Consider the following 13024-nt stretch of genomic DNA (forward strand, 5'->3'; position numbering starts at 1 on the left):
CAATGCGTCGGGCACGACGTTAACGTGATGCAAGATGAAACGCAACTGAGCCGAGTTGCATCGGCCAGTCGGGCCAGCCACCCGGCAGCACGACGCAAAAGGCCCCCGACGCTACGAACGCCGAGGGCCAAACGCAGAACCTCGAAAACCGCCCATCCCTGGAACAGTCGACAACGGAGGAACCGGGTAGCCGCCCGAATCCTCCGAGTGAGGACACCGCTGTGGACAAGCCTACGGCCCCGCCGCCAGGCCCGTCATCCCACGACCGGCGACGGGAACACCGCGCGTCGGAGCCCCACCCCGCGCTCGTCGACACCACCTCCGGGGAACCGCCGCACAACATCGACGCCGAACAGGCGGTCCTCGGCGCGTGCATGCTGAAGCACCAAGCGGTGGATCAGGTCCGGGGCACGCTGGACGCGGGCGACTTCTACCGGCCCGCCCACGAGACCATCTGGCGCGCGATCCTCGCCCTGCGCGCCGAGGACGCCCCGACCGACCCCATCGCCCTCGCGGACCACCTGCTGGGCAAGGGAGATCTCTCCCGCGTCGGTGGCTCGTCCTACCTCCACACGCTGGTCGCCGTCGCGCCGCCCTCGACGGACAACGCCGACTACTACGCGCAGATCGTGCGCCGCGCCGCCCAACTGCGGACTCTGCATGCCACCGGCATCCGCACCGTCCACCACGCGCTGACTCCGGGTGCCGACCCGGACGAGATCCGCACGGCCGTCGAGACGGAGATCCGTGCCGAGCGCGAGCGCGCTCTGGCCTCCGGCAGCAGCCGCCTGTCCCGCTACATCGTCAACGGCTGGGACTTCGTCACCAAGACCGGCGCGGACAAGGAACCCCTGTGGGGCACCCGCGAACAGACCGCCTGGGCCTCCGGCGAAAGCCTGATGATTGTCGGCGCACCCGGCGTCGGCAAGACCACCATCGCCCACCAGGTCGTCCTCGCCCGCCTCGGCCTGCAAGCCTCCGTCTTCGACCTGCCCGTCGCTGAGGGCGAACGCGTCCTCTACCTCGCCATGGACCGCCCCCAGCAGATCGCCCGTGCCATGGCCCGCCGCATCACCCCAGCCGACGAGGCCCACCTGCGTGACCGGCTCGCCGTGTGGCAGGGACCGCTGCCCGCCACCCTCGACAAGGAACCCGACCTCCTCGCCGAACTCGCCGCCGCCCACCGCGCCGACACCATCGTCATCGACAGCCTCAAGGACGCGGTCAGCACCCTCGTGGACGACTCCCTCGCCGTCGCCTTCAACAACGCCCGCATGCGCGCCCTGCGCGCAGGTGTCCAGATCATGGAGCTCCACCACCAGCGCAAGGCCGCCGCTGACGCCCCACGCGGGATGCGACCGACCCTGGACCGGGTGTACGGGTCGACGTGGCTGACCGCCGGAGCGGGCAGCGTCCTGTTCATCGCCGGAGAGGCCGGCGACCCGGCGGTCACCATCCACCACCTCAAGACCGTGACCGGCGAGATCGGCCCCCTGCCGGTCGTCCACGACCACCAGCGCGGCACCACCTACGTCGAGCCCACCCTCGACCCGGTCACCCTCCTGCGCGCCGCCCCGGACGGCCTGACCACCCGTGACCTGGCGACCGCCCTGACCGGCGAGGCCAACCCCGACCGCGCCGACATCGAGAAGGCCCGCCGCCACCTCGACCGCCTCGTCAAGACCGGACTCGCGGTCAAGGCCGAAGGCACCGCCGGAGGCGCCGGAGGCGGCCAGCAGGCCCGCTACCGCCCCTCCGCCCGGCACATCACCGCCGTCTCGTAACCGCCACCACAGTGACCGGACTGACCAGGGGCAACACAGTGACCGCGCTCCCGGTCAGTCCGTCGTACTGACCGACCCCATTGACCGAGGCTCCGGTCAGCCGGTCACTCCGACCGACCGAACTGGCCGGAGTGCCACGCGGCCAGCAGCCCGCCGACTTGCTGACCGGCCCGTCGAACGACCAACGGGCGGCACCCGCCAGGGCCACCGGGCGGCCGGTCAGTGAGCGGATCACCAGCCCAACCGGGCACCGACACCAGGCGCGGATCGTTCACGGGACCGTACACGCGCCCCTCCCGCGAAGGGGCCGGCGAAAGCCGTTCACACCGTCCACGCGGAGCAAAGAAACCGCAGGTAGAGCGATCACGGAGGCGTACACGCCGTCCACGCGACCCAGCGTTCACGCGCGAGCCCCCCTTTAGAAGGGGGCTCGCGTGTACGCCCCACCGTGAACGCCCCGCCTTCGAGGAGACTCCAAGCCGCCGCCCGCTGAAACCAGGTAGAGCCAGCAACAAGAGATCACCGTGATCCGAATCCTGATCAGACCGCCGGAAGCCGGAGCAAGTTGTCGCATTGGACGGTCCTACGGCCCGCCGCCGCAATTGCCCTCGCCCAGGGGTGCGAGGGCAAGCCCGGAACCAGTGGCAGCAGGGAGGCAGAGCCACCGATGCTCGCGATCGGACAGTCACGGTCCGCCGTCAGTCACTGGCCGTAGGCGCGAAGTAGTCGCGGAGCATGACAGTCGTCCATTCGGCCTGGCGTTGCTCTCCGCGAGGTCCCATCTCACCGAACCACGGCTTCACGTCCAGGACCGGCGTGCCGTCGACAGCGTCGAGGTCCTCAACGTGGAGGTCCAGGCCATCGACCTTGATCAGGCGGCAGCGGGAGACCCCGAGCCAGTTCAGGCGCCGCATGTTGCGGTGGCCGAAGATCCCGACCTCCGGCCACTCTGGGTTCTCCCGAGGCCGGCGGGCTCCGAGGTTCAGGTCGGTCGGGTCGGTGAGGTGGAAACGGAAGACGATCTCCAGGTGCGAGAAGTCCTCAAGCCCCTTGGTCGCATCGGCAGTGAAGCGGGATCCGTCCAGCCGGATGATCGCCCGGGTGCCGCCCCAGAAGTCGTCTGTTGGTTCGATCCGCCCGCCGACCACGTGGCCGAGGGCCTCGACCTCGAACGTCTCACGGTCTGCCATCAGTGACTCCTCATCAGGCTGTTTCGGTCAGGTATGCGGCAGCGCGTGCGTCGATCTCGGTGATCGCCGCGGTACCGCGCCGCCGGTAAGGGGAGAGCAGAGTGCGCATGTCGGCGGCGGCCTGGCGGGTGCGGCCGGACCGTACGCCGTCCATGGCATCGAGCGCCTGCGACCAAGTGCCGCAGGCCCGGTCGATGTTGTTCATCTGCGCGTACACGGAGCCGAGATATCCCAGCGTCACCGCGTGGGTGCGGGTGAACTTCGTTGCCTTGCGGGTGCGGACGCTGTGGTGGAACTCGCGGACGGAGCCGTCGAGGTCTCCCATGTCGCGCAGGGCGCACGCGGTCTCGTGGGCCAGGCTGGCCTCACCGAAGAAGAACACCCGGTCCGGCTCGGCGATGCCGTCGCTCGTGGCGGACAGGTCGTCCTCGGCCCGCAGCAGCGCCTTGGCGGCGGCGTTCTTGCGGCCGGCAGCGGCCAGGCTCCGGGCGTGGACGACGCCGAGGAGAGCCCGCTCACGTGGGGAGGCGAGCGCGTACCGGTCGCCGTCGACGGATGCGGCGGCGAGATTGAGTGCCTGCTGGTGGTGTCCGAGGTCGATGGCCTGGTGCGCCATCGCGCGCAGCACGTGAGCGGCCATCGGCGGATCGCCGGCCTCGGCCGCGAGTTTCACCGCCTCGGAGAAGTACCGCTGCGCTGTTGCGTGCTGGCCGCCGTCGAACGCCATCCAACCCGCCAGGTAGGCGAGTTCGCTGGCTGCGGAAAAGAGATCACGGCGAATACGCTCGTCGGTGAACTTACCTCGCAGGTAGGCGGTGACGTCGGTCGCCAGGTACTGCACCACGGACGTCCAGGCGTGACCACCGCCTCGCCGTTGGTCCACTTGGGAGAACAGGGTGGTCATGTCGCGGACGGCCGCGAGGTCGCCAGGGCCGACCCGCCGGGTTGCGGCAGAGCTGCGCGCACTGCCCCGCTCGGCCATGCGCTGCCACCAGTCTTCGCCGGGCAGGGAGAGCGCGGCCACCGAATAGACCGCCACCCCCAGCGCCCGCCTGCGTTCCACGTCCACGTCGGTTCTCCCGAGTTCGGCCAGCGCGCTCAGCGTATCGGCGTCCCAGTCGGGATTTTGGGGTGCGGGCGCGATCAGCCCGATCTCCTCCAGCGTCACGACCCGTCCGCCGAGCGCGCGACCCAACGCCTCGGCCAGGAAGGCACCGACATTTCCGGCCGGCTGACCGCCGTTCTTCCAATGCGTGATGCTCGACTTGTTGGTCTCCAAGAGCTCGTCATGCTCGGCCGCCACCCGCCTGACCAGGCGCGCGATCGCATCGCCGGAGAGTTTCGTCTCGTCGATGACCTTCCGCAGCCGCTCGTTCGGTTCCCTCGTCGGCGCCAAAGCGCACCTCCCTGACGGGCCGTTAAACCGCTTAAACCGCATAGCGTGCCCAACACCGTACTCCCAGTAGCGATTAGGCGGTTCACTAACTGCATGCCGCTCGCCGGGTGGGCCGATTCGGGTCCTGGACCCCTGCGGAGCTGCGGCCTGCGGCGGCTCCTGCCATGCATTCGGCATCGAGAGCCGCCCCGCCAACTCGCGACCCCGGAGACGCTGATGACAACTACCGACCGCACACCGCACCCGTGGAGCCTCAATGGCACCTCCACGCTCGCGGACCCCAGCCGGCCGATCCCGCGCCGATCCATGAGTCCGACGCGGGAGAGCACTGCGGCGACCAGCAATCGCATGCTGCTGGACGAGCACCGCAGCAAGGACGGGCTGTGCGTCCGGTGCAAGAGCCCTTGGCCCTGCGACGTGACCAGGAGCATCCGCTTCGGGAGCGCGGCGTGAACAGCTCCGAGCTCCACATCCAGGCCGGCAACCGGACCGTCATCTTCGTCCCGAACCGGGAACGCGCCCGCCGACGAGCCCTGGTCCTGCATCAGCTCGCTGCCGGTCGTCGCCGCCGCGAGCGGCACCGGGAGTCGGCGGCGTGAGCATCGAGAACTCCCCGGACTTCAAGCTCCCCGAGGAGCGCCACCAGGGCCTGTACATCCGCACATTCAAGATCGCGAAGGACGGTACCCGGTATGCCGACTCTGGCGTCATCACCGTGGAATCGGAACCCGACGCATACGCCTACCACCCGTCGGCCACCTGGCCTGCCTGCCGCTGCCCGCAACACCACGACAGCTGACACGAGCACCGCCAGCGGGCTACCGCGTCCCTGCGCCCCCACCAATCCCGCGTGTGAGAGGAAGAACGTCTTGTCCCTCGAACAGCTCTCAGGAAAGTCCGTGCTGGTCACCGGAGCCGGCGGCCTCATCGGCAGCCGCATCACGTCCCAGCTCCGCCAGCTCGGCGCCCACCCCATCTCGGTGTGCAAGCTCGACGCCTACCCGCACGAGGTGTACCGCGAGCGGTTCGGCATCGACGCCTCCGACCCGGACTTCATCGTCGGCGACATCGCCGAGCCGGACCTGATGCGCAAGGTGATCTCCGGCTGCGACTACGTGATCCACGCCGCCGCCCTGGCCGACGTGGCAGCCTGCACCCGCCGACCGCTGGACGCCATCGACACCAACATCACCGGCACCCAGCGCGTCCTGGACGCCGTCGCCGCCTCGGGCCGGGTGCGCAGGATGGTGTTCGTCTCCTCCGCCAGCGTCTACGGCAACGGCAGCCCGCAGTTCGTTGAGGGTGCGGCGGTCCAGCCGGTGTCGGTGTACGGCAACAGCAAGGCATGGGGCGAGTACCAGACCGCCGCAGTGCTCGGCGGCGCCGGCATCTCGTACGCCGTGGTGCGGTACTTCTCGGTCTACGGCGAGCCGCAGGTCGTCAAGGAGCGGAGCCACTCATGGGTGGTCGCCTGGTTCGCCATGCGGGCCGCGCTCGGCCTCCCGCTGCACCTCAACGGCGGCGGCCACCAGATCCGCGACATGGTCCACGTGGACGACATCGCCACCGGCACTCTGCGGGCGCTGGTCGCACCTCGCGCCCACAACGAGACCATCAACATCGGCACCGGAAGCGGTACTTCGATCCGGCAGGTTGCCGAGCTCGTCCGCAGCCACTACCCGGACGTCCCGTTGGTGGAGACGCCCATGCCGCCCGGCGACCCCGAGGGCGGTTACGCCTCCGTCCAGCGGATGGAGGAGCTGCTGGGCTGGAGGCCGAGCATCACGATGGCGGAAGGTGTCGCCCGCTACGTGGCCTGGCTGAAGGCCACCCCCGAGGCCATCCCCGACTGGATGCGCCAGCCGGCAGCGGCCTAGATGATCGGGGGCCGGCCGAGCCGGGTCATGGTCCACACCGTGCGCCAGCGCATCGGCTGGCGCCTGCCACACGGTGTGCGCCAGCCCTCGGCGAAGCCTGTGAACCACGCCTTCAGCCCGGCCGTGTCCCGGGTCCGGGCGACGGTGAGCGCCACCCACACGCCGAGGTAGACCGGCACCAGCAGGGCCGGGAGGTGACGGCGCGCCAGGTACACGCGGTTTCGGGCATTCACCCGGTAGAAGAAGGAGTGCCGGGTCGGGCTGGTACGCGGGTGCTGGAGCAGCAGCTCGGGAACGTACAGCACCCGCCATCCGGCATCCAGCGCCCGCCAGGCCATGTCGGTCTCCTCGTGCGCGAAGAAGAAGGCGTCCGGCCAGCCCCCGACCTGCTCCAGCATCTTCGAGGACAGCGCGTGGCCACCGCCGAGGAAGCCGGTCACCTCACCGCCACGCATCGGATCACCAGCCCGCAGCCGGGGGACGTGCCGCCGCTGGGTGACGCCGGTCTCGTCCGCGATTCGGAAGCTCACGATGCCCAGCCCGGGGTCGGCCTCGTACAGGGCCGTGATCCGGGCGAGGACGTCGTCGGCAACCAGCAGGCCGTCGTCGTCCAGGTCGATCACCACGTCCACGTCCCGCAGGTGCTCCAGCGCGACGTTCCGGCCTCCGGTCACTCCGAGGTTGTCCGCCAGCTCCACGACCTCGACCCACGACGGCAGTTCCGGCAACGCACACCCGTTGCCGACCACCACGACCTTCGCGGCCTTGACCGTCTGCATCTCCACCGAGGCCAGCAGCTCGGCCAGCTCCTTCGGCCGCGTGCCCATGGTCAGGATCGCCACGCCCAGCTTGACGCCCACCGAACCTCTTCCCTTCGAGGAATCAGAGATGACCTCACGAACGCCGGATCACAGCACCGCGTCGCTCAGAGAACTCGCCGAGAACCGGAGCCTTCCAGCCCATCAGGTCATGGACCAGGACACACTCGCCTGGATCGCCGGAAACCGGCCCGAAGCCTCAGCAGCGCCGCCCACCCTGCCACATCCGCCGCTCATGCTGGTACCGGACGCCACCTGGTTCGCGGAGCCCCAGCTCGTCGACTCCATCCACGGCATCCGGCACAACGCCCGTGTCTCCCTGCTCGCCGGTCTGCTCGCCCAGGGGTACGGGCTCGACCTCGATCACACCGCGGCCCTGTGCGCCGCCGCAGCGGTCCACGACTGCCGGCGGGGCGACGACCGCGACGATCCCGGACACGGCCGACGGGCAGCACTCTGGTTCACCCACAACCAGCACGCCGTGACCACCATGCTCGGCCGGGAGCTGCCTCCTGATCTTGCCGCGCAGGCAGCCGACGCCATCGGCCTGCACGATGTCCCGTACGCGGGCTTCACCCCGCAGCAGAACCTCGCCTACCACCAGGCACGCCACCTGATCGACCTGCTCAAGGCAGCCGACTGCCTGGACCGCTACCGGCTTCCCCTCACCCGCTGGTGGCCTGACACGTCCCACCTGCGCATCGTCATCCCCGCATGGCTCCACCCCGTCGCCTTCGACCTCGTCGTCCGAAGCGAACAGGCCCGACTCAACGGCGCCACCAACCACAGCGCGCTCATCCACGCCAGCCAGATCCTCAACCCCCAGCAGTAGGAGGCCATCCATGCACAGCGAGTGGGACAACGCCCACACCGACCACACCAGCAGCGCCACCCGACCCGGCCCGTCCGGCCTCGCCGAGACCGAAGCCGACTGGCGCCACCACCTCACACACGAGACACCCAACGGCTGGCTGCTGAGCGGCAACGCCATGACCAATACGCTGGCCGCCGGACGCCCCATCCACCTGATGCACACCACCATGGCCCTGGACGCGATCCGCACCAGCGGACACCTCTACGCCTCCACCGGCTGCCTGGTCGCGGCCCTCTACTGCGCACCCCTCACCCCCGAACCCGCCGGCCTACGCCCCCACAACCTGGGCACCTACCTGCTGGAGACCAAGAAGCACACCCGCACCCTCGTCTTCGAGATCACCCCCGACGCCCCCGTGCCGCCCAAGGGCATCGACTACCTCCGGCTGGGCGCCATCCACCTGCGCACCTACCTCACCCACCGCAGCTTCCTCACCGAGGCCGAAGACGCCCAGCTCCGCCGAGCAGTGCTGGACCGGCTCCGTGCAGCGGCGCCCTTCCTCGACACCCTCCTCGCCAACGCCACCGGAAAGCCGACACCGGACGCCGAGTTCATCGACCAGCTCGCCACCACCGTGCCGACCTTCCCGTTCCTCGGCTACCTCTACTTCGAAGTGCTGTCCGAGTACCTGCTGCTCCACTCCACGAGCCATGAGACCAAGGCGTACTCCAAGCTCGGAGAGATGAACAACCGCCTCTACAAGCGGCTGGCGTTCTCCGCAGTCCAGGGCATGGACAAGCTCTTCGACCTGTCCCGCTTCAACCCGCGACACGAAGTTCTCCTCCAGCTCACCCGGCAGATCGAGGCCGGCCTGACCTCCGGGGTGGCCCGCTTCACCAGGCGGCGCCTGTCACACCTTTTCGCCACCGTGGCACTCTCGCCCAGCCAGGACGCGGCGTCCGTCACGTTCCGCGACGCGGACTTCGACGCCCTCGCAGCGACCACGCCACACCTGCTGGGCCAGCTCATCTTCCGCGAGATGCGCATCATCGACCGCTACCCGCAGCTCTACCTCGCCTTCGAGCAGGCCAAGGCCCTTGAGGCATGGGCCTACTGGAACACCGAAGGCATCCCGACCCCGTTCAACGGCACGATCCCTAAGGGCGAGATCGGAATCAACACGGCCTACCCGCGATCCGCCTACACGGTATGGGCCGCAGAGATCTGCGAACGCGGCCTACTGCACCCAGTCGAGCAGCTCGACCTCACCCTCCTTCCCCGCCTCGCCGAGCTGTCCATGACCGCCATGCGCAGGGACCAGACGGGGAAGGCCGCAGGACACCTTCGGCAGAGGGCACAGAACTCAATCATGTGAGGGCGATGGACAATATAGTCCCTCCTGGCGTACACGATTAGCGTTACAGGGGCGGGAGGTCCGAATAATTCCTTCCTACTGCTGCCATGGTGGGGTCCAACGAGCCTCAGCGCATACTTCAGGAAGTGACTTGTTTACGTTCGCCAGAAGATCACTCTCGTACAAGTCATTGATTCTCATCCCCAGGAAGTCAGTTGGCATTATGCTCGTCTCCGGATATCCCATGTCGCGCCTGGCGGCAACAACAAAATCCGCGTATAGTTTCATCAAGACCACGGGCGGTGGAGCATGATAGGCCGCCTGCATGAAGTTATGAAATGCCTTTACCGACTCATCCGACCCAAAAATGCTAATCCATGTCGAGAAGTCCGATATTCGACTTCGCGACTCTTCTTCCGTGGGCCGCACTGAGCTCATCAGCTCACTGAAGAAATTGATCATCGGCTTATAGGTCTCGTATTTCTTCTCCGAGATCCTACTCTCAAGGTCGCGGACACGCTGCACATCCAATTCAAGCCGCCTGGCCGACTTGGCCGCCCGTGCGGCAATGATCGCCGCCGATACTGCCGCCAGGGCAGGAACCGCCGCTACCGCAAGAGATAGCCTCCAGTCAGTACCCTTGTCAGCTGCGGCCAGTTGAAAAATTCCCTCATGCGATATCACTGCGGCCCTTCCCATTCCAATGAGACGCCCAGAACGATTAGACATGCACCCATCAGCGAGACAAGCCGTTGAATCGAACGGCCGTAGGGCGCACAGCCAAGGTGTGGCGCGAGCGCATTCTTACCTGAGCCGGGAGCAGTTGACCACCCAAAATCGCAAACTCGTCCAGCTGCCGGCCGCCCCGTCCTGGCCCCATTCCAGGGCGGGGCCGAAAGCGCGACCGCCGGACGGAGGTCAGGGTGCGCCAGGCACACGGCCTCGACCCCAGGCGTCGCGAATCAGATTCTGGTCGAGCAGAGGGGCCTGGATGGCCATCGCCGATCCGGGGGGATCCTTGCACAGCACGACCCCACCCGTGGGCATCACCACACCGCCTTGGCGACCACCCAGAAAGATGAGCTGCCGGTCGTGGAGCTGCTTGCGGTCGCCTGGGTGCATCGTCCTGATCTCGCAGTCCAGCGCAGCGAAAGCAGCCACCGCAGAGGCGTCGACCCCTTGAGCCTGGTCCTTGGCGATCAGCATCAGAATCCGGGTGCCGCAGGATACTCGGACTGCCTGGATGAACTGCAGCAGCGTTGGCGGATCGACGGCTAGGTATCGGTCCGCCCAAATCACCGTTGGTGCTCCGGAGAGTAGCCCGCAGAAGGTAGCGACCGACTCCGCCCAGCGATCGGGCCATGTCGGGGCCCGACCGTCCAGTTCGGCGAGGGCCGCGCTCGACCGGAGCGCACTCACTACGTCGTACCGCCCATCACTTGCCGGGAAGATCAGGGGAGCCAGGGCTTCGGTAGCGAGGTCGTCCGAGGGTGGGGCGGCGGGCCCGTCGCGCACCACGTCCTTGATCCATTGGACGGCTTCCCACGGCACGTCCTGGACCCACCGGGGGGCTTGCAGTTCGGCCGTCATGCGAGCCTGGTGAAGGGCTGGCCGGTCCAAGACCGCGGTTACCTTCGCCAGCAGCGCGGTGTTGCCGCCTACAGTCGCGACGGCTTCCGCCGACCGGGTGCAGCCGACGGCCTCGAAGTCGGCCTCGACCGTGCCTGGCAAGGGCATCACCCGCGCTCGTGCCACCAGTGGGGAACCGCTGCTGACCAGGTGCATGCTGCGCGCCCAGCGCCCCGTCAGCAGCGCCCCGATGTCAACCGCGTACTCGCCATCGACGAGCAAATGCAACAACTGTCGCTGTAGCCGCACCCCGTGCGTCCTTTGTAGGGCGTGCGGGTAGTCGTCAAAGAGCAGGTGTGCCGTGCCATGCCTGCTGAGCGCCTCATAGACCCGCTTCTGGAAGCCCTCCCTGCGCGCGTCCTGGTCCTGCTCGGTGTACTGGCGTCCTCGGGTGGACACACTTGTATCCCCCAGTTCCCGGGCTACGGCGTCGAGCAGAGTGGACTTGCCTGAACCCGGCGCCCCGCGAACGATGACGGTCTCCCCGTCGATCAAGTGCTCGCATACGGCCTGGACCCATTGCCGCTGCGACGGCAACAGCTTCATCTCAGCACCAGCGCACGCATGGCGTGGATCCGCGGGGCCCAGCTCTCGTCGGTAATGCCGTATGACACCAGATGCGCGGCCATGTCAGGCTCGCTCCGAGCCCACTCTCTGGCTTCCTCGCGCTCCTCCGGATCCTCGGACCACAGCAGCGGAAGCATGGCCGCCTCGTCCCCGAACCACGCGGTGAAGGAGTCCAGCACGTCTCTGACCTCAGATCGGGGGGTGTTGGGCCCCCGCATCTCCGACGCGTCTTCGAGCGCGGACAGCGGGACGTGCCAGGGAATCTCGAAGTCGGGACGCTTACTGGCCGCCACGGAGCACGCCTTCCGGGTGAGCAGCGGATGGCCGCCGAACTCCCGAAAGAGGAAGTCGATCGTGTGATGGTCCGAGTAGCGCAGCCCCATCCGCTTGCCGAGGCTACGGACCATTTCCTGCATCTCTTCCCGCTTCATCGGAGAGAGGAAGGCTAGTCTGACGAACTTGTACAACAGGTTGTCGCGGCCGTCGAGGAGTGGTCTCTCGAAAATGGCGGGATCCACCCCGGCGCAGACGATACCGATTCCGTCCTTGCCCTCGGCCTCCCGGCTCTGAACTACACCGCGCAGTTGGGTGAGGGCCTTCAGGACCGCAGTGGCTTCCTCCGACCCAAGGTTGGAACGGCCGGGCCATGCCTGGTCAATCTCATCGATGAACAGCTCCAGGCGGCCAGGCAGCGCGTCCAACAGGGCGTTGAGGTCACGGATCCAAAATGTGCCAGTCTGAACAGTAGGGTTCGGGTTGCCTTCCCGGGTGAGCGTCATCAGGCGGGGCACCGCACCGCCGTGCTGCCGAACAGCCTTGTGGCACATCTCCAGCAAAGCCAGCTGGAACTCGTGGACGGTCTGCAGACCGCTGATGTCTAGCCGGACCACGGGCTTGCCGAGACCTGCTCGGCGCTGCGCAACGTAGTTGAGCAACGAGGTTTTGCCCGCCTTACGGAGACCGAAGACCCCGACAGGTTGCCCCCGGTCAAGCGCGAATTCCAGCTCCGCCACCTCAGCCCGCCGTCCGTAGAACGCGGCGGGTTCGGTGATGGGGAGCGTCAGGTCGTAGTGGTCGTGGGTGACCATGATCTGCGCGATGCGCTCGCGGAGCCCCATCGGGGATCCGCTGAGCAGGTCGTTCGAGTTGATCACCAAGACGGCGAGCTGGCCACGGCGACGCCGGACGAGGTCGACTGCGGCTGGGTCCGGGGTCAGCAGGATGGCGAAGTCGGGATCAAGCCGGGCCTCACCGTCGTTCAATCGCTTCGCAATTGTGTCCAGAGTGCGCGGCTCCACCCTCTCGTACGAGGCGGACAGGCACAGGACCTCAAGGTGCAGATCGAATGTCTCTCGAACATTGGGGGGCAAGGTGATGTAGATCCACCAGCGCCGACTGTCTCGGGGGTCTTCCACGAACCGGTTAGGCTCTGCATTAATTCCGAGCAGGAGCTTATTGAACTCCCTTCCGCCGAGCACCCGTTGCTCGAACTTGGCCCTGCCTCGATTCGTCAGCGGTGATCACTGACGGGTCGTGAGACTGGTTCGCCCGGTTTGTCCTCTCGGGTGAGAGGGTGGGCCTTCGCGTGTCGCTGC

13 protein-coding genes are annotated in these 13024 nt (G+C 67.6%); 7 read left to right on the forward strand and 6 right to left on the reverse strand.

What is annotated here, in order from left to right:
- Nucleotides 1–221 precede the first annotated feature (221 nt).
- Complete coding sequence (locus P3T29_RS23430) at nt 222–1784, forward strand: DnaB-like helicase N-terminal domain-containing protein (protein ID WP_280718560.1); 1563 nt, start codon at nt 222–224, stop codon at nt 1782–1784.
- A 698-nt stretch (nt 1785–2482) separates the two neighbouring features.
- Here the strand turns inward: P3T29_RS23430 and P3T29_RS23435 are convergent.
- Together P3T29_RS23435 and P3T29_RS23440 are read right to left on the reverse strand one after the other, a co-directional pair.
- On the reverse strand, nt 2483–2974 hold the full coding sequence (locus P3T29_RS23435) for a TrmO family methyltransferase (RefSeq protein WP_280718561.1): 492 nt from the start codon (nt 2972–2974) through the stop codon (nt 2483–2485).
- Between the two features lie 13 nt (nt 2975–2987).
- On the reverse strand, nt 2988–4370 hold the full coding sequence (locus P3T29_RS23440) for a Tat pathway signal protein (protein ID WP_280718562.1): 1383 nt from the start codon (nt 4368–4370) through the stop codon (nt 2988–2990).
- A gap of 216 nt (nt 4371–4586) precedes the next feature.
- Here P3T29_RS23440 and P3T29_RS23445 point away from each other — a divergent pair, with 216 nt between their 5' ends.
- The 4 genes from P3T29_RS23445 to P3T29_RS23460 all read left to right on the forward strand — a co-directional run bounded on the left by P3T29_RS23445 (nt 4587) and on the right by P3T29_RS23460 (nt 6247).
- Nucleotides 4587–4823: a hypothetical protein gene (locus P3T29_RS23445; protein WP_280718563.1), complete on the forward strand. Its 237-nt coding sequence runs from the start codon at nt 4587–4589 to the stop codon at nt 4821–4823.
- Entirely contained in the window at nt 4820–4969 is a 150-nt protein-coding gene (locus tag P3T29_RS23450; RefSeq protein WP_280718564.1) for a hypothetical protein, read from the forward strand. The genes P3T29_RS23445 and P3T29_RS23450 overlap by 4 nt, the downstream gene beginning before the upstream one ends.
- Nucleotides 4966–5169 carry a hypothetical protein gene (locus tag P3T29_RS23455; RefSeq protein ID WP_280718565.1) on the forward strand — a complete coding sequence of 68 codons (204 nt, stop codon included), beginning with the start codon at nt 4966–4968 and terminating at the stop codon, nt 5167–5169. The genes P3T29_RS23450 and P3T29_RS23455 overlap by 4 nt, the downstream gene beginning before the upstream one ends.
- A gap of 70 nt (nt 5170–5239) precedes the next feature.
- Nucleotides 5240–6247 carry an NAD-dependent epimerase/dehydratase family protein gene (locus tag P3T29_RS23460; RefSeq protein WP_280718566.1) on the forward strand — a complete coding sequence of 336 codons (1008 nt, stop codon included), beginning with the start codon at nt 5240–5242 and terminating at the stop codon, nt 6245–6247.
- On the opposite strand, the gene P3T29_RS23465 is transcribed toward P3T29_RS23460, so the two are convergent.
- Nucleotides 6244–7107: a glycosyltransferase family 2 protein gene (locus P3T29_RS23465; RefSeq protein WP_280718567.1), complete on the reverse strand. Its 864-nt coding sequence runs from the start codon at nt 7105–7107 to the stop codon at nt 6244–6246. The two genes, P3T29_RS23460 and P3T29_RS23465, sit on opposite strands and share 4 nt — an antisense overlap.
- Nucleotides 7108–7216: 109 nt before the next feature.
- Between P3T29_RS23465 and P3T29_RS23470 the strand changes: the two genes are divergently transcribed.
- Nucleotides 7217–7897: a hypothetical protein gene (locus P3T29_RS23470; protein WP_280718568.1), complete on the forward strand. Its 681-nt coding sequence runs from the start codon at nt 7217–7219 to the stop codon at nt 7895–7897.
- A gap of 10 nt (nt 7898–7907) precedes the next feature.
- Nucleotides 7908–9254: a hypothetical protein gene (locus P3T29_RS23475; protein ID WP_280718569.1), complete on the forward strand. Its 1347-nt coding sequence runs from the start codon at nt 7908–7910 to the stop codon at nt 9252–9254.
- Between the two features lie 75 nt (nt 9255–9329).
- On the opposite strand, the gene P3T29_RS23480 is transcribed toward P3T29_RS23475, so the two are convergent.
- The 3 genes from P3T29_RS23480 to P3T29_RS23490 all read right to left on the reverse strand — a co-directional run bounded on the left by P3T29_RS23480 (nt 9330) and on the right by P3T29_RS23490 (nt 12844).
- On the reverse strand, nt 9330–9917 hold the full coding sequence (locus P3T29_RS23480; protein ID WP_280718570.1) for a hypothetical protein: 588 nt from the start codon (nt 9915–9917) through the stop codon (nt 9330–9332).
- 234 nt (nt 9918–10151) lie between these two features.
- Complete coding sequence (locus P3T29_RS23485; protein ID WP_280718571.1) at nt 10152–11408, reverse strand: ATP-binding protein; 1257 nt, start codon at nt 11406–11408, stop codon at nt 10152–10154.
- On the reverse strand, nt 11405–12844 hold the full coding sequence (locus P3T29_RS23490; RefSeq protein ID WP_280718572.1) for a hypothetical protein: 1440 nt from the start codon (nt 12842–12844) through the stop codon (nt 11405–11407). The genes P3T29_RS23485 and P3T29_RS23490 overlap by 4 nt, the downstream gene beginning before the upstream one ends.
- Nucleotides 12845–13024: the final 180 nt, after the last annotated feature.

Origin of the sequence: Kitasatospora sp. MAP5-34, assembly GCF_029894335.1 — a bacterium.
Lineage (GTDB): Bacteria > Actinomycetota > Actinomycetes > Streptomycetales > Streptomycetaceae > Kitasatospora.